Origin of the sequence: Polaribacter porphyrae, assembly GCF_002954685.1 — a bacterium.
GTDB classification, from domain to species: Bacteria; Bacteroidota; Bacteroidia; order Flavobacteriales; family Flavobacteriaceae; genus Polaribacter; species Polaribacter porphyrae.
On the sequence record NZ_MSCN01000001.1, the window covers coordinates 1,310,645 to 1,333,388 of the forward strand.

At 28.1% G+C, this 22,744-nt stretch carries 21 protein-coding genes; 9 read left to right on the top strand and 12 right to left on the bottom strand.

Annotated features, from left to right (window positions below):
* Nucleotides 1–22 precede the first annotated feature (22 nt).
* Genes BTO18_RS05845 through ppk2 (BTO18_RS05860) form a run of 4 tightly spaced genes read right to left on the bottom strand, consistent with a single transcriptional unit; the run spans nt 23 to nt 7,027 of the window.
* Nucleotides 23–952 (bottom strand): PorP/SprF family type IX secretion system membrane protein, encoded by a 930-nt coding sequence (locus BTO18_RS05845; protein WP_105015332.1) that lies wholly within the window; start codon nt 950–952, stop codon nt 23–25.
* Nucleotides 949–5,352 carry a cadherin-like domain-containing protein gene (locus tag BTO18_RS05850; RefSeq protein WP_105015333.1) on the bottom strand — a complete coding sequence of 1,468 codons (4,404 nt, stop codon included), beginning with the start codon at nt 5,350–5,352 and terminating at the stop codon, nt 949–951. The genes BTO18_RS05845 and BTO18_RS05850 overlap by 4 nt, the downstream gene beginning before the upstream one ends.
* 25 nt (nt 5,353–5,377) lie before the next feature.
* Entirely contained in the window at nt 5,378–6,163 is a 786-nt protein-coding gene (ppk2, locus tag BTO18_RS05855; RefSeq protein ID WP_105015334.1) for a polyphosphate kinase 2, read from the bottom strand.
* Between the two features lie 3 nt (nt 6,164–6,166).
* Nucleotides 6,167–7,027 carry a polyphosphate kinase 2 gene (gene ppk2 / locus BTO18_RS05860; protein ID WP_105015335.1) on the bottom strand — a complete coding sequence of 287 codons (861 nt, stop codon included), beginning with the start codon at nt 7,025–7,027 and terminating at the stop codon, nt 6,167–6,169.
* A 95-nt stretch (nt 7,028–7,122) separates the two neighbouring features.
* On the opposite strand from ppk2 (BTO18_RS05860), the gene BTO18_RS05865 reads away from it, so the two are divergent.
* Nucleotides 7,123–8,073, top strand: a complete 951-nt coding sequence (locus BTO18_RS05865; RefSeq protein ID WP_105015336.1) for a lipid A deacylase LpxR family protein — start codon at nt 7,123–7,125, stop codon at nt 8,071–8,073.
* Here the strand turns inward: BTO18_RS05865 and BTO18_RS05870 are convergent.
* Nucleotides 8,070–9,494, bottom strand: a complete 1,425-nt coding sequence (locus tag BTO18_RS05870) for an ATP-dependent DNA helicase (protein WP_105015337.1) — start codon at nt 9,492–9,494, stop codon at nt 8,070–8,072. The genes BTO18_RS05865 and BTO18_RS05870 overlap by 4 nt on opposite strands.
* A gap of 105 nt (nt 9,495–9,599) precedes the next feature.
* Here BTO18_RS05870 and BTO18_RS05875 point away from each other — a divergent pair, with 105 nt between their 5' ends.
* From BTO18_RS05875 to BTO18_RS05885, 3 genes are read left to right on the top strand one after another with little or no spacing between them, the layout of a single operon-like run.
* Nucleotides 9,600–10,337, top strand: coding sequence for a hypothetical protein (locus BTO18_RS05875; protein WP_105015338.1), 738 nt, complete (start codon nt 9,600–9,602; stop codon nt 10,335–10,337).
* Nucleotides 10,303–11,139: a DUF3822 family protein gene (locus BTO18_RS05880; protein ID WP_211295578.1), complete on the top strand. Its 837-nt coding sequence runs from the start codon at nt 10,303–10,305 to the stop codon at nt 11,137–11,139. The genes BTO18_RS05875 and BTO18_RS05880 overlap by 35 nt, the downstream gene beginning before the upstream one ends.
* Complete coding sequence (locus tag BTO18_RS05885) at nt 11,139–11,690, top strand: RsmD family RNA methyltransferase (protein WP_105015339.1); 552 nt, start codon at nt 11,139–11,141, stop codon at nt 11,688–11,690. Before BTO18_RS05880 ends, BTO18_RS05885 begins: the two co-directional genes overlap by 1 nt.
* On the opposite strand, the gene BTO18_RS05890 is transcribed toward BTO18_RS05885, so the two are convergent.
* From BTO18_RS05890 to BTO18_RS05910, 5 genes are read right to left on the bottom strand one after another with little or no spacing between them, the layout of a single operon-like run.
* The gene (locus tag BTO18_RS05890) at nt 11,682–12,635 is read right to left on the bottom strand and encodes an AAA family ATPase (RefSeq protein ID WP_105015340.1); all 954 of its coding nucleotides are present in this window, start codon (nt 12,633–12,635) and stop codon (nt 11,682–11,684) included. The two genes, BTO18_RS05885 and BTO18_RS05890, sit on opposite strands and share 9 nt — an antisense overlap.
* A complete protein-coding gene (locus BTO18_RS05895) occupies nt 12,635–14,026 on the bottom strand; it encodes a peptidylprolyl isomerase (RefSeq protein ID WP_105015341.1) in 1,392 nt (463 codons plus the stop codon). Before BTO18_RS05895 ends, BTO18_RS05890 begins: the two co-directional genes overlap by 1 nt.
* On the bottom strand, nt 13,992–14,840 hold the full coding sequence (locus BTO18_RS05900) for a hypothetical protein (RefSeq protein ID WP_105015342.1): 849 nt from the start codon (nt 14,838–14,840) through the stop codon (nt 13,992–13,994). Before BTO18_RS05900 ends, BTO18_RS05895 begins: the two co-directional genes overlap by 35 nt.
* On the bottom strand, nt 14,841–16,475 hold the full coding sequence (locus tag BTO18_RS05905) for a peptidylprolyl isomerase (RefSeq protein ID WP_105015343.1): 1,635 nt from the start codon (nt 16,473–16,475) through the stop codon (nt 14,841–14,843). It abuts the gene before it with no gap.
* A 4-nt stretch (nt 16,476–16,479) separates the two neighbouring features.
* On the bottom strand, nt 16,480–16,761 hold the full coding sequence (locus tag BTO18_RS05910) for a DUF493 family protein (RefSeq protein ID WP_105015344.1): 282 nt from the start codon (nt 16,759–16,761) through the stop codon (nt 16,480–16,482).
* Nucleotides 16,762–16,903: 142 nt separating this feature from the next.
* Between BTO18_RS05910 and BTO18_RS05915 the strand changes: the two genes are divergently transcribed.
* From BTO18_RS05915 to BTO18_RS05935, 5 genes are all read left to right on the top strand, one after another.
* Complete coding sequence (locus BTO18_RS05915; RefSeq protein ID WP_105015345.1) at nt 16,904–17,452, top strand: AAA family ATPase; 549 nt, start codon at nt 16,904–16,906, stop codon at nt 17,450–17,452.
* The gene (locus BTO18_RS05920; protein ID WP_105015346.1) at nt 17,452–19,341 is read left to right on the top strand and encodes a RecQ family ATP-dependent DNA helicase; all 1,890 of its coding nucleotides are present in this window, start codon (nt 17,452–17,454) and stop codon (nt 19,339–19,341) included. The genes BTO18_RS05915 and BTO18_RS05920 overlap by 1 nt, the downstream gene beginning before the upstream one ends.
* On the top strand, nt 19,338–20,282 hold the full coding sequence (fmt, locus tag BTO18_RS05925) for a methionyl-tRNA formyltransferase (RefSeq protein ID WP_105015347.1): 945 nt from the start codon (nt 19,338–19,340) through the stop codon (nt 20,280–20,282). The genes BTO18_RS05920 and fmt overlap by 4 nt, the downstream gene beginning before the upstream one ends.
* 187 nt (nt 20,283–20,469) lie before the next feature.
* Complete coding sequence (locus BTO18_RS05930) at nt 20,470–20,742, top strand: HU family DNA-binding protein (RefSeq protein ID WP_105015348.1); 273 nt, start codon at nt 20,470–20,472, stop codon at nt 20,740–20,742.
* An 80-nt stretch (nt 20,743–20,822) separates the two neighbouring features.
* Nucleotides 20,823–21,380 (top strand): YqgE/AlgH family protein, encoded by a 558-nt coding sequence (locus tag BTO18_RS05935; RefSeq protein ID WP_105015349.1) that lies wholly within the window; start codon nt 20,823–20,825, stop codon nt 21,378–21,380.
* Here the strand turns inward: BTO18_RS05935 and BTO18_RS05940 are convergent.
* A complete protein-coding gene (locus BTO18_RS05940; protein ID WP_105015350.1) occupies nt 21,377–22,207 on the bottom strand; it encodes an aminotransferase class IV in 831 nt (276 codons plus the stop codon). The genes BTO18_RS05935 and BTO18_RS05940 overlap by 4 nt on opposite strands.
* 91 nt (nt 22,208–22,298) lie before the next feature.
* Nucleotides 22,299–22,682: an START-like domain-containing protein gene (locus BTO18_RS05945; protein ID WP_105015351.1), complete on the bottom strand. Its 384-nt coding sequence runs from the start codon at nt 22,680–22,682 to the stop codon at nt 22,299–22,301.
* Nucleotides 22,683–22,744 lie beyond the last annotated feature (62 nt).

Consider the following 22,744-nt stretch of genomic DNA (forward strand, 5'->3'; position numbering starts at 1 on the left):
TTATTAAGAAATAGTTGCTATTCTAAAAATAGCATTTGTTGTGACGTAACCACCTTGTATTTCTTTGAAAATCAAAATCAAAATGAAGTATAATTTCATGAGTATTTAAATTACCTAATACATTTGTAGTTTTGTAATCATAAGAATATCCCACTCTATATTTTTTCTTAATAATTAAAGCAAATAATGCACTTATTGAGTTTTGATAGCGATAAGACAAACCTGCTTCTATAATTTCCTTATATAAAATATTTGCATTAAAATCAATAGATATTGGCTGACTTGCAGTGTATCTAATCATAGTAGTTGGTTTAAATAAAATTTTATCAGTTAACTCAAATAATGCACCAGATGATAAAAATATGTTAGTGTTTTGAGCTATTCTACCTTGTACATTTCTATCTTGAATATAGAATTGTGGGGTTTCTAACAAATGAGGTACAGAAAGCCCAACATAAAAATTTCTATTGTAAAATACTGCTCCAAAACCTATATTAAAAAATCTACCATTTAATGAGTTATAAACTTCATTATCCACAGTAACTGCGTTTGCTAAATTATTAGTGAAGAAATTTACACCTCCTTTTAAGCCAAAGGCTAATCTACTATATCTAGAAGTAATTAATGTAAAAGAAACATCTGCATTTACATTGGTAGTTTCTGTTAATCCTATTTTATCATTTACAACTGTTGCTCCAATGCCTAATCCTTTTCTTGTCCTTCCATTAATAGAAAATGTTCTTGTTGTTGGTGCTCCTGGTAAGCCAACCCACTGCTCACGAGATAGTAAAGACATACTCAATTCGGCTCTATACCCAACAAAAGCTGGGTTAACTACTTGCATATTGTATAAATACTGCGTATAATTTGGCACTTGTTGACTATTCATTTTTAATGATGTAAAAGCTACAATCACTAACAAAAAATATTGTGTTCTAATTTTAAACATCATCTTATTAATTGTATAAAATTAGAAATTGGTTTTGTTATCCCATCATTAAAATCTAGTGTGTAAAAATATACACCTACTGGTGCAGGTTTCCCTTTGTAAGTTCCATCCCACCATAAAGGATTTGTTCTACCATTATTACTGTAATTGTATATTTGATTCCCTAAACGATTAAAAATAGTGAGTTTAAAATTAGGAAAATCTTCTATACCAGAAATTTCAAAAAAATCACTTCTATTATCTCCATTTGGTGAAAATAAGTTAGGATAGTCATTATCTTTTATTTTACCTTCTCCTCTTGGCGATGAAGTATTCGAAACAAATAAAGAGTTGATATTGACTTGTAGAAATAATAACTCTGAATCTTCATTTAATTTATCGTCTATTGTTTTTACAGTTGATGTTATAGTTGATGATAATGCTGGTATTATTACAGGTTTTAAAACCGATTCATAATCTTGATTGGCAGTTGTAGTGTTATCAATCGTTTCTAAACTTATACTTATGGGTAAGTAGTTTTGCATTGGTTGAGAACTAGCATTTAATAAGTTAATAGTAAATTCTAGCACTCCACCTTCAGTAGTTTCTGCATTATTTATTTCGAGTAAAGGATTAGGGTCTACATCTAAAATTGTAGCAGTTTTTGTTAAATCTTGATTGCCAATATTGCTAGATGTAACTATACCTGATACATTTACAACTTCTTCATCTAACTCGTTTAAATTATCTAAATTAGAACTAATGTAGAATGAAATCTCTGTATTTGCATTATTTGGATCTACAGTTTCTCTAATATCTATAGTTTGAGAAATTGTGGTATAATCTTCTGGACTTATTGCAGTAAGGTCTTCTGTTTTTATATCAATTAATGTAGGTCTAGAACTGGGATGACTTAAAGTTATTGTGTGAGCCAAATCTACACCTTCATCTTCTCTAGAATTATTCATAGTTATTGATGGTAATGCATCGTTGTCTAAAATAGAGGCTGTGGCTTTTACACTAGCATTAATTGTATTATTAGTTGTTATTGTTCCATTTAATGTGAATAATTCTGTTAACTCTGAAATTGGGTCTTCTAATGATGTTATTCTAAATTCTGATGTATTTGTTAGTGCAGGGATAGTTAATATAGTATTTGATACTGGTATGTAATCAAAAGGTGCAGTAGCTTCTTCAAAAGTATTTGTAGTATCTGTACCATCAGAAGTTGAGAAACTGATACTTATAGGAGTTGCACTTTCTATTAGTATTGAATTGTCATTTTTTGTAACTAAAGTGATATTAAAAACAAACTCTTCACTTTCAGTTTTAGTGTCATTTGTTATTAAAACCACAACTGCTAGTATTTCTCGCCAGTCTCTTTCTGGAGTGTCTGCATTATCAAAATTTGGAAAACTTAATGGGGTTTGATTATTTGTTGGGTTTACAATAGTATCATCAGTATCAAAAGCATCATCTAAACCGTCATTATCTATATCTAAATTGGTTGGAACTGTTTCTGGGATTTCATCACTATTTACATCCCACCCTTCAATAATATCATCTCTAGTATCATTATCTGAATTTGTGTCTATATAATCAGCAATTGAATCATTATCAGAATCTACTGGAGATAATCCATTAGGGTAAGCTGTATCAATTCCATCATTAGAAAAAATACTATTTGTAGTTATGTATGTACTTGTTGGTTGAGCTTCAATATTATCTACAATACCATCATCATCTGCATCTATATCAAGAAAATTAGCATTGCCATTTGCATCTGTATTTGGTAGGATATAATTTATAGTAGCAGTCGAAGAATCGTTGGTTTCTTTAGTATTGTCTAATCCATTAAAACCAATACTACCATTGGTTCTACCATTATTAGAAGTGTCTGATGCAATATTACCTACTTCTACAATGTCTAAAATACCATCATTGTCACTATCTAAATCAAAATGATTTGGTACACCATCGTTATCAAAATCGAAAATATCTACTATACCATCTGCATTGGTATCTACTCCAAAATCTGTATCTCTATAATTGGGTATAAAATCTGCATCATCATCAGCTAAAGGATCTAATCCACCAGACTCAAGTAAATCTGTAATAGTATCATTATCATCATCTATGTCTATGTCATTTGGAATACCATCGTTATCTGTGTCAGTTGATGCGTCAATAGTAACAGAACTTGAGGATCTTACAATAACATTTAAAGGGTTTGTAGATGTAAAAGTTGCTGTATTAGCTCCTCTACAGGTTTCATTAAACAAAACAGTAAATTGAACTGTGATGGTTTCATTTATTTTTAATAACCCAGATGAGCCATCAAAAATATTGAAATTAGATATTCCATCAAAACTACTATTTAATGTTGGAGTTATTGTTGCTGTGGAGTTTTGTATGATAGGTGTACTAACAGATATAATATTTCCATTACAAATATTATTTAGGTCATCTTCTATTTGCAAATTTTGTAATTGTACAGATTCACTCGTATTTTCTACAGTAATTTGAAATGTGACCTCTTCATGTTCTAAAATACCATTGGGTACTTTTTTAACATCTGAAATCGATTTGTTGGTAGTTGTAGAAGAAATAAATAAAAATCGCATTCCGGAAGTTCTACAATTACATTGGTTTATTGATGAAATATTTGCTGTTTGGGAATCTGCATAGTAGTACCTATCTGTATGATTTCCTAAATTATCAGACCAAGTGACATAAGAGAAATATTTTTTATTATTAGCTGTGGTTTCATCAAAACCATCTAAAATTCCCTGTGTTTGTGTTAAATTTATCTGATTAAAAAAGCTATATCTAGTACTGTTATATGGCTCTATTAAATAAAACAATTCTAAAGTAATAGTTTGCCCAGCATCAAGAGAGTTATTGGGTGCTAATAATTGTGTATTTGTATCACCATCATAAGTATTACTAATAGCAACTGATGGCCCTGAAACTTGTGTTATCCTTATTTCACTAAATGTAATTCCATTGTCTAGAAAATCTCCTAAACCCATATTAAAATTAATATTATTGGCAGTTGTAGCTCCTTCATTTGTAATGATTAAAGTATTTACATAATCATAAGTTCCATCAGGGTTTATTACTCCTGGAGGGTTTAACTGATCATTATTAAACTCTGGAACGTGCAGACCAGCTGCTACAACTGTTTCTGTAGTATGAAAATCTGTTAGTGTTAAAGTGCTTGAGTCATTACCATTATTTGATGTTACATTAATATTATTTGTAAAATCTATACCAGAACCTGATGGTGTAGGGTTTGGTCTTCCATTACAAAAGGGGTTAATTGTTACACAAAAATCAACATAAACTGCTTGTCTTGGATATAAAACTAAATTTGAAGTAGCTGTTGCATCAAAAAATGTTGTAGAATTTAGACTCAAAAAATCAGGGTTTATAGCTGAATTAGTAAACTCTCTTGGATATGGATTATTTAAATAATCTGGTACAAAGTTATCGTTTCTTATAGCTACTTGATCTACTCTTAATACACAATCATTACCAAAAGTAGTTCTTAAATTATTGGTTAAATCTATGTTTGTAAGAAGGCTTGAGGGATGATTTCCTGTTGAAATACTGGTATTTCTAATTGCGATACTGTAATTAACTTTATATTCTCCATTTTGTGTATATCCTTGATTACAGCTACTAAAAGATTCTACATTTAATAAATTGGTCGTAGTTTCGAATATTATTAATCTTAAGTTGGCTGAAGCTGTTGAAGTTGCATCAGAAATACTGTAAGTTACAACTGGGAAATCTCCTGTGTAGTTTTGTCTAGGATTAAAAGTATAACTCCCATCTGAACGAATTGTAAGAACTCCTTCAGGAAAACTTGCGGTTTCTCCAGCAACAAAATTAACTCCATTTATAGAAAAAGTGGTCACAACAAGTGCATCTCCTTCAGGGTCTGTATCATTAACTAAAACTCCTGGTGCATTTACAGATAATAAACTATTCATTTCTGTAGAATTAGCATCATCTACAGCTGTGGGTGGTTGTGATAAGACAGAAATATTTAAGCTTGCAGAACTTGTAAAAGTTCCATCTGTAATAGTATAGATAATTGGAGGCAAATTTCCTGTATAATTTTGAGCAGGATTAAAAGTGTAACTTCCGTCTGAAGCTAATGTAAAATCTCCTTCTGTGAGGTTTACTGTTTCTCCAGAAGCAAAGCTATTACTATTTATAGAGAATTCTGTAACAGTTAGTACATCTCCTGCATCTGGGTCTGTATCATTAGCTAAAACTCCTGGTGCATTTACTGCAAGAGATGTGTTAGATTCTATAGAAATATTATCATCATTGGCTGTAGGAGCAACTTGAGCTGATAAAATTTGAATAAAAAATGAGAAAAAAAGTATTACGCTTTTTGGGGAATTTTTCATTACTCTAAATTACATTTATTACATACTAAATCTCTAAATCTTTATCATAAGGAATTCTATCTAATATGTGGTTTATGACATTAATTCTAGCTTCTGTTTTTCTATTTGCTCGTATAATTTTCCATGGAGAAATTTTTGTATTAGTTTTCTCGAACATTGCATTTTTATACTCTGTATATTGATCCCATAAACCTTGAGCTTTCTTATCTAATTTTGTCATTTTCCATTGTTTTAAAGGATCACTTTGTATTTCTTCAAAGCGTTTGGCTTGTTCTTTTTTAGAAATAGACATATAAATTTTAACTAAATGAATACCAGATTCTAAAATCATTCTTTCAAAATCATTCACTTGATTCATAAAAATATGATATTCTTCTGGAGTACAAAAACCATTTACAGGTTCTACAACTGCTCTATTATACCAACTTCTATCAAAAAAAACCATTTCACCTGCTTTTGGTAGTTGATTTACATAGCGTTGAAAATACCACTGACTTTGTTCATCTTTACTAGGTTTAGGTAATGCAACAATCCTCATAAATCTGGGGTTAATTCTTTCTGTAATTCTTCTAATTGCCCCACCTTTACCTGCTGCATCTCTACCTTGAAAAACAACTATTATTCGTTCTTCATTCTTAATAGCCCATGTTTGTAACCTAATTAATTCTGTCTGTAATTTTTTTAATCTTTTCTCATAATTGATATATCGTAATGCTTTATCAATATTTAAGGGTTCTTTTGATAATAGAGTAATTAATCCCTTTTTAGAGTTTAATTTTTTTAAATCTGATGCTGATAATTTAATACTCATCTTTTAATCTATTTGATTTTGATTAGATCTATAATAACGCATAACTACATTAGGATCTGGATTAACAATTGTACCTGCTTCAGATTTACCATCATAATTAAATTGTGATAAAACATGCCTCATTGCTTCTAACCTTGCCACTTTTTTATCATTAGTTTTAATAATCATCCAAGGGCTATAAGTAGTATGAGTTTTAGAAAACATTTCAGATTTATAGTGTGTATATTTTTTCCATAAAATTTGTCCTTGTCTATCTACAGGGCTAAATTTCCATCTCTTTAATGGGTTTTCCTTTCGTGCTTCAAAACGTTTTGCTTGCTCTTCTTTAGTAATTGACAACCAAAATTTAATAATAATCACGCCATCTTCGTACATCATGTGCTCAAATTCTGGCACCTGAACTAAAAATTCTTTGTATTGTTTTTCTGTACAAAAGCCCATAACTGGTTCTACAACTGCTCTATTATACCAACTCCTATCAAAGAAAACTATTTCCCCTGGATTAGGTAATTCTTTAATATATCTTTGAAAGTACCATTGTCCTTTTTCTACTTCAGTAGGTTTATTTAAAGCCACTAATCTTGTTGAACGAGGATTTAGGTGTTCCATAAAACGTCTAATATTGCCACCTTTACCAGCTGCATCTCTACCTTCAAAAACTATTGCTACTCTTTTCTTTTCTCTAGAAATATATCTTTGTAGTTTTACTAATTCTATTTGAAGTAACCTTAATTCATTATCATAAATAAGTGTGTTTTTTACTTTTTTATAAGATTTATTTTTTTGCTCTAATAAAGCTAACAGTTCATCATTATTGGTAAGTCTTTCAAAATCTTCAGCAGTTAAATATTCTTTATCATTCATAAATGGTAAAACTTTAATAGTTTTTTATAAAAATAAACCTTTTTTATAATTTTTTAAAGGAAACATCTTTTTAAATTTGTGAATTATTTTTTTACATGAAATTAAAATTAACTGTACTCTTTTTTTTTATAACCTTTTCTGCTCTTTCTCAAGAAAAGTTCTCAAAAGAAATTAGTTTTATAAATGATAATGACTTGTATGTTTCTACTGAAAGAGATAGATATTACACAAATGGTATGTTTTTTAGATACAGATATCTTTCTAAAGTAAAAAATGAAAAATTAGAAAAAAGAATTTTTGAATGGGAGTTAGGTCATGAGATGTTTACACCTAACAAAGCCACAGTTGCAACAATTTCAGAACACGATAGACCTTTTGCTGGTCATTTATTTGGAAAGTTTAATGTTAGAAGAGTATATAAAAATGATAAAATCTTAAATACATCTATACAACTTGGGTTAATTGGACCAGATGCTTTTGGACAAGAATTACAAGAAGTTATTCATAGTATTTATGGTTTTAAAGAAACTCCTGGTTGGAAATATCAAATAAATAATGCTTTCGCTTTTAACTTTAACGCTGAATATATACATCTTTTAAGTACCAATAAAACGAACGATTTTGATATTTCTTGGATTTCTTCTTTAAGGGCAGGTACAGTTTACACAAATATAAGTTCAGGGTTTTATTCAAGAGTTGGGTTGTTACCTCTTGCTAAAATGGCAAATTCTATTGCTTTCAACACCAATTTAAATGATGATTCTACCAATTATGGCAGAGCAATTGAATCTTTCTTTTTTATAAAACCAACATTAAGATATGCTATATACGATGCTACATTACAAGGTAGTTTTCTAAATACATCTAGTATTGTTACAAAAGAATTGATTCCTTTGGTTTTTAATCTTGAAATTGGGATTAAATTTACTGCTAACAGATGGAACTTTGGTTACACCTTTAATTACAATACTAGCAAAAGCAAAGATTTACGTTATACATATGGCAATAAATTTGGAACCATTATTTTTAGTTATTTACTGCGCTAATCACTAAAAAAATCATCTTTAAAACCTATTAAATACAATTTTTCTTTAGCTCTTGTTATTGCTGTATATAACCACCTAAAGTATTCTTTAGAAACGCCTTCTGGTAGATAAGGTTGTTCTATAAAAACCGTATTCCATTGGCCTCCTTGAGATTTATGACATGTTATTGCATAAGAAAATTTAACTTGCAAAGCATTAAAATATTTATTCTTTTTTATAGCTAAAAGCTGTTTGTATTTTGATTTTTCATCTATATAATCTTCTTTTACTGCTTCGTACAATTTGTTATTTTCTTCATAAGTTAAAGAAGGACTTTCACTAGTAAGTGTATCTAACAAAAGTACGGTTTCAAAAGGTTGCATTTGTGGATAATCAATCATTTTTATTTCTACTTCAGCAAAACGAAAACCATATAATTCTTTAATAGAAAATATTTTTAACACCCTGCATATATCTCCATTTGCAATAAAACCTGCTGTAGAAGATTCATTTAACCAGTAATAATTATTCTTTACTATCATAATATAATCTCCAGCAGAGATTTCACTTTCTTGTCCACGTATGTTAAATCGAATTTGTTGATTGTATTGATTCGCTCTTTTGTTAGATCTTACTATAAAAGCAGTATCCTCTACTCCACTCTTATCATAAGCAGTTACAAGTGCATCTTCTATATCATAACCATCTTGTAATCTTTGTATATCTGGATAATTTAATTGAAAATGAAAATTTGTGTTTTCATTTTCAATTAATATTCTTAATTGAGTAGCATTAGCTAAAATACCAGAATTTTTATGCTGACGCATTACTTCGTTTAATTCGATTTGAGTAATTTTTTTGTCAAAATCATATTGTAAAGCTTCTGCTTCTAAAGCAGGACTCATATTTAGTTTTACTGGTGGTAATTGAGCTGTATCACCAACAAAAACAAGCTTGCAATTTTTACCTGAATATACATACGAAATTAAATCATCTAATAAAGACTTGTTATCAAACAACTGTTTATTTTGTTTACTGTCTGGTATCATAGAAGCTTCATCAATAATAAAAATTGTATTGGTGTGTTTATTAATTTGTAATACAAACTCCATAGAGCCATTGGCTTGCTTTTTTGGAAAGTAAATTTTTTTATGAATCGTAAAAGCTGGTCTTTTTGAATATAATCCAATTACTTTTGCTGCTCTACCAGTTGGAGCTAAAAGAACTGCTTTTTTTCCAGCTTTCCACAATGTATTTACAAAAGCACTTATTGTAGTGGTTTTACCTGTACCTGCATAACCTTTTAATAAAAATAAGGCTTCTTTATCATCATCAAAAATAAAAAGACTTAAGAGTTTTAATAACCTATCTTGTTTATTTGTAGGTACAAACGAAAATTTTTGCAGAAGTTCTTTATAAAAATCTTTGGGTAGGTTAATCATAAATCTAGAAAGCATCAAAGATACATTTCTTTACAAAGAAAAGTTTTTATCATTAAAAAAAAATTGTAGATTTGCGATAATACTATTAAAAATAAAAATTTTAAAATGAATTTATTATTAATGATTTTAGGTGCTGTAATAGTTGCAGTTCTTATCGCTTTTCTTATTGTAAAATATTTACCTTTAAAATTAAGATGGCTTCCTTCTGTTTTATTGTTGCTTGTAGCTATATTTTTAGGTGTGAAGATTTATGACGGTATTATGGAGCCAATTAAATTTGAAAAAGAAAAAGTTAAGAAATATGTGGGTGTTGTAGAAAGCCTTAAAATTATTAGAGATGCTCAAGTTAAGTATTTTGAAGTTACAGGTAAATATACTAAAGATAAAGCTGGCTTAATAAATTTTGTGACTAATGATTCTATTGCATTAACAGAAACTAAAACAATTGTTGAACAAGAAAATAAAGGTGGTGGTATTATTGTTGATGTTGAAAAAAGAGTTACTGATACAATTGGGTACGAACCTGTTTTAAAGTATTTTAAAGATAGAGATTATAAAAATATGTTTAAAGTACCTGGTGTAGAAGGTGCAGAGTTTGAACTTGAAATTGGAGAAGTTGAAAAAGTACAAGGTTTAGTTGTACCAACTTTTAGAGCAAGAACACCAAAAAAAGGCATTTTAGATGGCATGAATGTCTCTTTAATTAAACAAGAACTAGAGGCTGTAGAAACTAATCAAATTAAAGGAGAATATGTTTCTGTAGGTTCTTTAGAAGAAGTTTCTACTGGTGGTAACTGGCCTCCTTCTTATGATAGAAAAGAAAAAGGTGCAAAAAAGGAGTAGTAAAATTTCTCTTAAGAATACAAAAAATATAAAGTTATCCATCCAATTTAGTTTGGATGGATTTTCTTTTTGTATTTCTGATAGTAGTGCTAATAAAACCGTATTTTTTGCTTCCTATATTTTTGATAAAACCTTAAATACACCAGAAGAATTACTTATAAAAATTCAAGAAATTTTTAAAGAGAATAAAAACTTACAGTTAGATTTTTCTTCCATTCTTGTTATTCATCAAAATAACTTATCTACTCTTGTACCTAATAAGTATTTTAGAGAAGATTTAATGGCTAATTATTTGAATTACAACATCAAAACTCTAAAAACAGATTTATTTGCTTTTGATGATGTACAAGCCATAGATGCCAAAAACGTTTATATTCCTTATGTAAATATCAATAATTATATTTTTCAAAATTTTGGAGAGTTTGAATTTAAGCATCATAAGAGTGTACTAATAGAAAAACTTTTACAACTGCCCTTATCATTAGAAAAGAAAATGTATGTAGATGTTTCTAAATCTACTTTTGATATTATTGTTACTCACAATAAATTGCTTTTATTTTCTAATTCTTTTACCTATGATACTAATGAAGATTTTTTATATTATATACTTTTTGTAGCAGAACAATTAGAAATGAATACAGAAATGTTTCAACTCTATTTTACAGGAGATATTGAAGAAAATTCAGAGTTATACAAAATTAGTTATACATATATTAAAAATATTTTCTTTTTAGAAAGTAATAATCCTATTTTTAAAGTTTTAAACCTTTCTAAACACACCAACTATATACTTTTGGATTAATGAGGATAATTTCTGGTAAATTAAAAGGAAGACGCTTAAAAGCACCTAAAAACCTTCCTGTACGCCCAACAACAGATATGGCAAAAGAGTCTTTATTCAATATTTTGAATAATCACTATTATTTTGATGCAATTTCTGTAATTGACTTATTCGCAGGTACTGGTAATATTAGCTATGAGTTTGCTTCTAGAGGTACACAAAGTATCTCTGCCATTGATGCTAATTATAATTGTATTAGATACATCAATAAAACAGCAAAAGAACTAGAAATACCTATCAATACTTTTAAAAGTGATGTGTATAAATTTATAGAAAAATCTTCTTTAAAGGCTGATATTATTTTTGCTGATCCTCCTTATAATTTTGAAGCTGAAGAGTTTTTAAAAATTGCCAATATTATTTTTGAAAGAAATCTTTTAAATGATGATGGTTTGCTTATTATAGAACATTCTAAATACACAGATTTAACTTCACACAAAAATCATAGTTATGATAAACGTTATGGAGGTAATGTGTTTAGTTTTTTTAAATGTAAAGAAGAGTTAGAGTAACGAGTTTATAATATCAGCAATTGTAACACCTTCTGCTTCTGCTTTGTAATTTTTTACAATTCTGTGTGATAAAATTGGTATCGCAACAGCTTTTACATCTTCTATATCTGGAGAGTATTTTCCTTGAACAGCTGCATGTGCCTTTGCTCCTAAAATTAAGTTTTGAGAAGCTCTTGGCCCAGCTCCCCAATCTAAAAAGCTTTTTACCATTTCTGTGGCTTCGTTAGATTTTGGTCTAGTTTTACATACTAATTTTACTGCATATTCTATTACATTGTCTGTAACAGGAATTTTACGTATTAACTTTTGAACCTCTATAATTTCTTTACTTGTATAAACTGTATTTACTTTTTGTGTAGCAATATTTGTTGTATTCTTTACAACTTGTACTTCTTCTCTAAAACTTGGGTATTCTAAATTGATAGAGAACATAAACCTATCTAACTGTGCTTCTGGTAAAGGATAAGTACCTTCTTGCTCTATAGGGTTTTGTGTTGCTAATACAAAAAATGGTAAATCTAACTTATAATGATTTCCAGAAACTGTTACAGAACGCTCTTGCATAGCTTCTAATAAAGCTGCTTGGGTTTTTGGTGGAGTTCTATTAATCTCATCAGCTAAAATAATGTTAGAAAAAATAGGTCCTTTTATAAACTTAAACTGTCTGTTTTCATCTAAAATTTCGCTTCCTAAAATATCTGAAGGCATTAAATCTGGTGTAAATTGAATTCTTTTAAAATCTAACCCTAAAGATTCTGAAACTGTATTTACTAGTAATGTTTTAGCTAGACCTGGTACACCAATCAATAAAGAATGACCTCCACAAAAAATAGATAGTAATGTAAAATTTACTGCTTCTTGTTGCCCAATAATTATTTTACCAATTTCAGATTTTAATGAATTGTATTTTTTTACCAATTCATCAACAGCTTTAACGTCTGACATTATTTAGTTTTTGGGGTTTCTTTTTTCCAATTTTTATTAAAAGTACATTTTCTATGATTATCAGACATTTTTATGTAAGTATCTTTTATTTTTTCTTTTGCCCATTTGGTAATGGTTTCTTCTTTCTTTTTTCTTAATGCTAAATCTTGAATTTTTACATAATCATCAACTAAATCTGCTGTATGCCTGTCTGTTCTATCTTTCATTAAAATGAACTTATACATTCTTTCGCCACTTCTATTTTGATCAAAAAATACATCAGTAATGTCACCTTTTTTAAGTTCTGCAACTCTAGCATACAGTGCAGGATCCATTCTTGTTAAATCAAATTTAGATTCTCCTGAATATGGATTTACAATTAATCCTCCACTATTTTTAGTTTCTTTATCATCAGAATATTTTTGTACAGCTTCTGCAAAAGTTATTTTGCCTTCTTTAATATCAGTAATAACCTTTTTAGCTTTTGCTTTTGTTTCTAAAAGTTCTGCATCTGGTATTTCTGGTTGCATTAAGATATGAGAAACTACCCTTGCATTACCTTTAATTTCATGTAATAATACTATATGATATCCAAAAATTGTTTTGAATGGTTTAGATACTTGACCTATATCCATAGAAAATGCCATTTCTTTAAACTCTTTTACGAAACCAGTTTCTTTGGTAATTGCTCCTAAATTACCTCCATTTTGAGTTACTGTTGGATCATCAGAATTAATAATCGCTTTCATTTTAAAGCTAGAGCCTTCTTCTATTTGCTTTTTTAATTCTGTAAGTTTATTTATTACTCTTTCTACTTCTTCATTTGTTGGTTTTGCTTTGATAACTATTTGAGCCATTTCTATTTCTGCAGGAAATTCTGGCAACTCTTTTTTATCTTTTAAACCATTATAATATATACGAACCTCTTCTGGAGTAACATCTACCTTTTCTGTAATTTTTGCTTGTTCTTTTTCTATTAGCAGGTTCTCTTCTTGTACTCTATTCAGTTCTTTCTTTAAATCATCTAAATCATTAAAACCATAAGCTTTAATTACTTTATCTAAAGAACCATATTCTTGCGTAAAAAATTGGATACTTCTATCTACTCTGCTTGATATTTCTTCACTAGAAACTGTAACACTATCTATTATTGCATGATGTGCTAGTAGTTTTTGCTGCATCAATTCTTCTAACATTTCGCAATCGGTAATTTTAATTTTACCTTCTGATCTTATTGTAATCTCTTGCTTAAATTTATCTATATCAGAATCTAAAACAATATTTTTACCTATCACAACTGCTACTCCATCAATTTTTACTTTTTGAGCAAAACCTGTAAATGAAATTGCACATAAAAAGAAAACAGGAATAATGTGCTTAATAAATCTTGAAATTGTTATTTTTTGTAGCATCTCTTATCAATATTTTTTCTATCTCTCTTATTAATTCAATTTTACGTTTGTGTAAAATCATTTGTTTTATTGTTGGTTGTATGTAGCTTTTTGGAGCAATATCGTTTCTAACCAAAACATCATTTATTGCGACCAAATATAAACCTAATGAGTCTTCTTTTTTTAGTAATTTTGTTTTTTTTAACAAAATATCTTTAGAAAAAGGGAGTTTTAACATAACCTTATCTAATCTAGACCAAATCGAGTCATTAAACTGATAAAATTTAAAGCTTAATTGTTGTTTTTCTAATTCTTCTAAATCTTCTATATCATCAGAAGTAAACAAATCTGTAAGCTCTTTTTTATTGATAATATTATTATCGAAATGCAAAAATTTTATCTTTAAAAGTTCTTCATTCAACCTAAAGTTATTTTTGTTTTCTGAATAATATTTTTCAATTTCTTCTTGAGTAATTATAGTATCTAATTGTTGTTTTATTAGGGTTTCTTTATAATTATTTATCAGTAAACTTTCTTTATAATCTCTTACAAGAGCTTCTATTTCATTTAAATTTTCTAGAGAGCTATTTTTCTCTGCCTTTTTTAATAGCAGTTGTTTTATTGCCCAATCATTTATATAACTTCTAACTAAAACAATACTGTCTTCTCTACTAATATTATTGGGTAAAATTTTAGCAATGTCTTCTTTAAATAACTTTTGAGTATTTACTATAGCAATAATTTCTGATGTTTTTTTCTCTTTTTCTTGTACAGTAATATAATCACATGAAAATAAGAGGAAAATGAAAATAGAAAAAATTGCAACGTTTTTCATTTACTCTTTCTTGTAAAATTTAATTAACTTTTTTAGTTGTCTTTTATCAATTTCAATAGCACTTTTATTTCTTAAATCTGCAATCCAGTTTTTTTCTAAATGATTCTGATAATCATTCATTACCTGACCTTTTATTTTTTTTAATTCTTTGGTTTTGTAGTTTTCTAAATTGGCATTGAAATAACTTTTTAAACCTAGCGTATCTTTAGATGATTTTTCCCAAATTTTTTGTTGCATCAACTCAAAAAGCAATAAACCATCTCTATATTCTTGAAGGGTATTTGCAAAATCTGGCTCAACTTTTTCAAGATTTTCTTTGTAATAGTTTAAGATTTCAGCTTCTTTAAATTCTTTGAACAACTCGTAAACAGGTTTATTTTTTCTATTCTTTATGTAAGAAACAAAATCATTTTGAGTAAAATTCTCTTCATTTATTATCAAAATAATATCTTGTAAAGAATCTTTTGTTATGGTTCTTATGTTTTTATTATCAAATATACTTTTTGATTTGTTATTCTCTTTTATAGAATATCTCCCCTTTAGTTTATTAATAACAGCTTTTTTTGATAATTGAGCTCTTGTACCAGATTTTACTTTATTACGAAGTTCTCTTTCCATTTCTTTAAAAGGAGCTACAGGATGCTTCTTTATAAGTTGAACAATATGCCAACCATATCTTGTTTTAAAGGGCTTTGTATAACTCCCTTCTTTTTCTAGACCAAAAGAAGCTTCTTCGAACTCTTTAATCATAGCTCCTGTGCCGAACTTTCTTAATTTACCGCCTTTAGATTTTGAACCTGTATCATCAGAATATTTTCTTGCTAACGCCTTAAATTGTTCATTTTTTTCTAATCTACTGTATATTTCATTTATTAGTTTTTCTCCTTTTTTTGTTTTATCAGTAATTAGAACATGGGCAACCTCTACCTCTCCTCTAGAAGGTCTAATAGCATCTACCTGTAAAATATGATATCCATAAGAGGTTCTAAAAGGTTTAGAAACATCACCAATTTTTGTATTGTAAGCAACATCTTCAAAAGAGAAAAGCATTTTAAAAGCAGAAAAATAGCCTAGATTTCCCTTGTTTCCTTTTCGTCCATTCTTTGGATTGTCTCTTGCTGATGGATCTTCAGAAACTTCTTCTGCAACTTTTGCAAAATCTTCTCCGTTAACAATTCTATTTCTAATTTTTGTAATTTTATTAAAAGCTTCTAAAGTGTCTTTAGGTGTAGGTACTTTTGGTGTTCTAATTAAAATATGTTTCGCTTTTATTTCGTTTTTAGTTCTATAATAAGCATCCTTAACCATTTTACTTACATAAGCACTATCTTGTAAATAAGGAGCAGAAAGTTGATTCCTGTAGGTTTCAATTTCTTTTCTGTAAGATGTTAAAGTATCTAACTTAATTGCATAAGCTTCTTTAACTTTTAGTTTGTAGTTAATAAAAAGTTCGAGGTTTTTTTCAACATCTTTAGCTTCTTCATTATCAATAGCATCTAAATTTTTTTCATACACTCTTTTAAATTCTGATATAAACGTTTTATCACCATCAATAGTGACTAAAACTTTATCTTTTTTTTGCGAATAAATACTAGCTGTAATACCCAATACTAATAATAAAACTAACTTCTTCATAAATTTATAATGATATAATCCCTTTTATAGTTTCTACTTTTTTATAATAACCAATTACTTCTTCAGCACTTTTTAGCTTTAAAACAATAGAAATACTAATATATTTTCCTGTTTTAGATTTTTTTGTAGTAATAATTGCACCTTTATTATCAAAAACTTCCTGTACTTCATTGGTTTGATTGCCATTAGTAGGCACAATAAACTTGTACATATAATCAGCTGGAAAATTAGTTGTATCTTCTAATTGAACCTTTAGTTTGCTGTAAAAATCACTTTTATCACTCATAAATGCACTATTCTTTTCTACTTTTTTGAAAATAACAAACTACAAAATTACATTAAAAATTAGTTTTATAAAGCGAATGATTTATTTTTGTGATAATCTTAATTAAAGAACTTTTTTGCAATAATAATTATAAAATATTTTTTTGAAAAAAAACTCACAGAAAATAGTATTAATTGGTGGTCCAGGTACAGGAAAAACAACAGTTTTAAATGCATTACAAAACCAAGGTTTTCATTGTTATGAAGAAATTTCTAGAGAGGTAACTTTAGAAGCTCAAAAAAAAGGAATTGAGCAATTATTTTTAACTGAACCCTTACTATTTAGTAAAATGCTGTTAGAAGGTAGAGAAAAACAATACAAAGAATCTCTAAAAAGTAAAGAAAATGTTATTTTTTTTGATAGAGGAATACCAGATGTTGTTGCTTATTTAGAATATTTCAAGACTACTTATACAGAAGATTTTATCAAAAAATGTGAAGAATACAAATACGATTATATCTTTCATTTTTCACCATGGGAAGTTATTTACACTACTGATAATGAACGTTATGAAACTTTTGAAGATTCATTAGAAATTGATAATTTCTTACTAAAAACATATCGTAAACTTAACTACAAAATTATAAATGTTCCTTTTGGAAAAATAGAAGACAGAGTAAATTTTATTTTAAATACGATTTCTCATAATTAATGAAATCTCCAGAAGAAATATTACAACATTATTGGAAACATCCTTCATTTAGATCACCTCAAAAAGAAATTATTGATGCTGTTTTAGGTAAAAAAGATGTTACTGTTCTATTACCAACTGGTGGTGGAAAATCAATTTGTTTTCAAGTACCTGCTTTAGTAAAAGAAGGTATTTGCCTTGTAATATCTCCACTAATAGCTTTGATGCAAGATCAAGTAGCTAGTTTACAGAAAAAAGGGATTAAAGCCACAACAATAGCTTCTGGCACTAAAGAAAATGACCTCATTACGCTTTTTGACAATATTAAATTTGGTAATTATAAATTTCTATATATTTCTCCAGAAAGATTACAATCTGTTTTTATTCAACAAAAACTTAAGGAACTAAATATCTCTTTTGTGGCAATAGATGAAGCTCATTGTATCTCTGAATGGGGTCATGATTTTAGACCCGCATACAGAAATATTAAAGTTTTAAAAGAAATCTTAAAAGGAGTAAATTTTATTGCTCTTACAGCAACTGCAAATGAACGCGTTTTAGATGATATCTCTCAAAATCTAGAACTCAACAAACCTGTTTTATTCAAAAAGAGTTTTTATAGAGATAAATTAGCCTATCAAATTTTTACCACAGAAAACAAACTATTAAAACTTCAACAAATATTTACCAAAACAAAATCGCCAGCGATTGTTTATGTAAGTACAAGAAAAAAAACTAAAGAAATTTCTGATTTTTTAAACTCTAATCATTTTAATAGTACTTTTTATCATGGTGGATTATCTCCTTTTGAGAAAAAAACCGCTTTTGATAATTGGATGAATGAAAGCAAAAAAATTATAGTAACTACCAATGCTTTTGGTATGGGAATTGACAAACCAAATGTTGGAATTGTTATTCATTTTGATGCACCTTTTTCATTCGAAAATTATATTCAAGAATCTGGAAGAGCTGGTAGAAATCAAAAAAAATCTTTTGCTGTTTTATTAAAAAATGAACACGACATTTATTTACTTAAAAGTCAACTCAAAAAAACACTCCCAACAATTTTAGAGGTAAAAGAAGTACACAAAAAATTATATCAATATTTTCGAATTGCTTACGGAGAAATTTCTGAAGAATCGTATCAATTTAGCTTGTATGATTTTTGTAATAAATACGAATTTTCTCAAAAAAAGGTAGAAATAATTCTTAAAATTTTAGCCAATAATAGTATTATAGAAATAACAAATACATATAACCAAAAATCAACAGTAATTTTTAATATTTCTAGCAAAAACGTAATTTCTTACGCTATAAGTAATATCTATATTAAAAATTTTATTAATTCATTATTAAGAACTTATACAGGTTTATTTAAACAAAAAGTTAAAATAGATGAATATTTGCTAGCAAAGAAAAACAGCACCACTACAAAACAAATATACAATCTTTTAAACCAGCTTAATGAAGATGGAGTTGTTGATTATAACAGAATAAAAACTGAAAATGAAATTCGCTTTTTAGTTCCGAGAGAAGATAATATTACCATCAATAAAATATCAAAAAATATTCAACTTTTTATTAAGCAAAAACAAGAAAAACTCTATCAATTTTTAGCATATATTCAAAATAATAAGATCTGTAGAAGCATCCAGATTTTAACTTATTTTGACGAAAATTCTACTCAAAAATGTGGTATTTGTGATGTATGTTTATCAGAAAAAAGAACAAAAAAAACTGCTAAAGAAAATGATATTTTACAACTTTTGGCAGAAAAAAGAAGTTTATCATCACAAGAAATTAACCAACATTTAAAAGGTAAAAAAAAACACATTTTAATACTTTTGCAACATCTATTATTAGAAAATAAAATAGTTATAAATCACCAAAACAAATACCAATTAAAATGAAAAATTTACGAATTGTATTTTTAGGAACTCCAGATTTTGCAGTTACTATTTTAGATCATTTAGTAGTATATAATTATAACGTTGTTGGTGTTGTAACTGCTGTAGATAAACCAGCAGGAAGAGGCAGAAAATTACGAGAATCTGCTGTAAAAAAATACGCAACAGAGAAAAATATAACCATTTTACAACCAAAGAATTTAAAAAATAGCGATTTTGTTGGTGATTTAAAACAACTTAAAGCAGATCTATTTATTGTAGTTGCGTTTAGAATGTTACCAAAAATTGTTTGGCAAATGCCAATAATGGGTACATTTAATTTACATGCATCACTATTACCGGAATATAGAGGTGCTGCTCCTATACATTGGTCTATAATTAATGGAGAAACCAAAACTGGTGTAACTACTTTTTTTATTGATGATAAAATTGATACTGGTGAAATTATTTTACAAGATGATATCATTATTCTAGAAGATGAAACCGTGGGTAGTTTGCACGATAAATTAATGCATCTTGGTGCAAATTTAGTTGCTAAAACCATAGATTTAATAGCAAATGGTAAAGTAAAAACCGTAAAACAACCAAAATTAGAAAAAAAATCTGCTCCAAAATTAAATGCTGATAATACTAAAATAGATTGGAGTGCTAGTTTAGATAATATTTATAATAAAATTAGAGGCCTAAACCCTTTTCCAACTGCATGGACAAATATTGCAACGAATACTACTGAAATTTACACTAAAATTTATGATGTAGAAAAGATAGAAGAAAATCACGATTTTACCATTGGTAAAATTATTACTACCAAAAAAGAAATGAAAGTTGCTGTAAAAAATGGTTTTATAAAAATTAATGAAATAAAACTATCTGGTAAAAGAAAAATGGATGTAAAAAGTCTCTTAAATGGATTTTCATTTTCAGAGGATTCAAAAATGCTTTAACCCTTTGTTGATAAGGTTTAGCAGGTTTTTATCAATTTACAACTGGCTTTATTAACAATTTGTTGCTATTTATCAACAAAACATCAGTTTTTTAGGGTGCAAATTTGCGTAAGCCCTTAATCCGTCTATATTTGTTGAGCTTTTAATAGCACAAAAATTAATATTCAAAATTTAAAATTTATTTATTATGAACAAGTCAGATTTAATCGACGCAATGGCTGCAGACGCAGGAATCTCTAAAGTAGCTGCAAAAGCAGCACTAGAATCTTTTACTAATAACGTAACTTCAGCTTTAAAAGGTGGTGGTAAAGTTGCTTTAGTAGGTTTTGGAACATTTTCTGTTTCTAATAGAGCTGCAAGAACTGGTAGAAACCCTCAAACAGGAAAAACTATTCAAATTGCTGCTAAAAATGTAGCAAAATTTAAAGCTGGTGCTGGATTAAGTGACGCTGTAAACTAATATTTTTTACAGTACATTATAAGAAAACTCTCTTTTTAAAGAGAGTTTTTTTTATTTCTGCTTTTTGCATATATTTACTTATGCCTAAATTAAAACCTCTTAAAGGTAGACTTTTAATAGCTGAACCTTCTATTTTAAATGACTCCTCTTTTAATAGAGCTATTGTTTTAATTACTGAACATACAGATAACAATTCTGTAGGTTTTATCTTAAATAGACCTTTAGAGTACACAATTAATGATTTATTACCAGAAATTGAATGTGATTTCACAATCTATCAAGGAGGACCAGTAGAACAAGATAATTTATATTTTGTACACAGAGTACCAGATTTAATTCCTGATAGTATAGAGGTAGACAGTGGTATTTTTTGGGGTGGTAATTTTGAATCTCTAAAGTTGTTACTAGAAAGTAAAACTATTAAGGCAAATGAAATTCGTTTCTTTTTGGGTTACTCTGGCTGGGGACAAGACCAATTAGAGACAGAGTTGGCATCTAGTTCTTGGTTTATTTCTGAAAACGATTTAAAGAATATTTTTTCTCAAAACAATGAAACGCTTTGGAGAAATAAAATTTTACAAAAAGGAGGTAACTATAAAATTTGGGCTAATGCACCAAGTAATATTAACCTGAATTAAGAGGTAACTTCTAGCACTTGTAAACTCTGCTTTATTTTTTTTGAAATATTAACAGTGAAAATTTTCTTCTTATACATAGTCACTGGCTGAATACCAATTATAGCATTTGTTATAAAAACTTCATCAGCTTTTTGAATTTCGAAAGGAGAAATATTTGTTTCTTCAAGAGTAAAATCATTATTCTTGGTAATGATTTCTATCACTTTTTTCCTAATAATACCTTTAACACAACCTTCTGTTAATGCTGGTGTTTTAATTGTATTTCCTTTAACAATAAATATATTACCATTTGTTACCTCAACTACTCCCTTTTTCTCATTGATTAAAACACAGTTATCCAAATCATTTTCATCAGCATAAATACTGGCTAGCGTATTTAAAATCCTATTATTCGTTTTAATGGTAGATAGAAGTCCAGAATAATTGTAGAAATCTTTAAATACATCAATTTTATAAGTTTCTTTAGAAATTATATTAATAGCTTTAACATCTATCAAATAATCAATTTTATTTGTTTCTGGTTTATATAAACCACCATCTTTTCTATAAATATTTAAGCGAACTCTATAAGTATTACTATCGTCTTTAAGTGCAACTATACGTAAAATTTCTTGCTCTAAATACTCTAATGTAAACTCCATTGGAATTTTCATACGCAACATTCTCATGGATGCCATTAACCTAAAATAATGGTCTTCCCAAAAAATAATTTTATTATTAGAAATTTTTATAGTTTCAAAAATGGCATCTCCGTATTTAAATGCTCTATTTTCTGAAGTGATTTTTAAGTTTTCTTTGAACAACAACTCTCCATTAAAATTTACCATTAATTAACGATTTTAGAAAAGCAAAATTAAAACAAATTGCAATAATTTTACATAAAAAAACTCAACAGTTTTGTTGAGTTTTAGAGTATTGTTAAGCACCAATAGTATGCCTTAATTCATCTATTTGATTTTCCCAAAGTTGTTTGGCTTCTTCTACCTCGTCTTCATCATCTGCAAAATCTGTAATTATTAAAGAAACATCTTTTGTTAATGCATCTACTTGAATACGAATTTCAAAAAAACTATCATCATCTTCACTTTCTAACCATTTAAAACGAATTCTTTCTCCAGATTTTTTTGCAAGTAGCTCTGCTTTCTCTTCTGTATCATCCCAAATGAAACTAAAAATCTTACCTCTTGAGTTTACTTTATCAGCAAACCATTCTTGCAAATTAGATGGTGAAGAAATATACTGATATAGCATATTTGGAGAGGCATGAATAGGGATTTCTAATTCGTATTGTATTTTGTCCATTTAGTTGTAAGTTAGATTGACAATATAGGTATTAATTCTATTTAAAAAAAATTTAAAACACA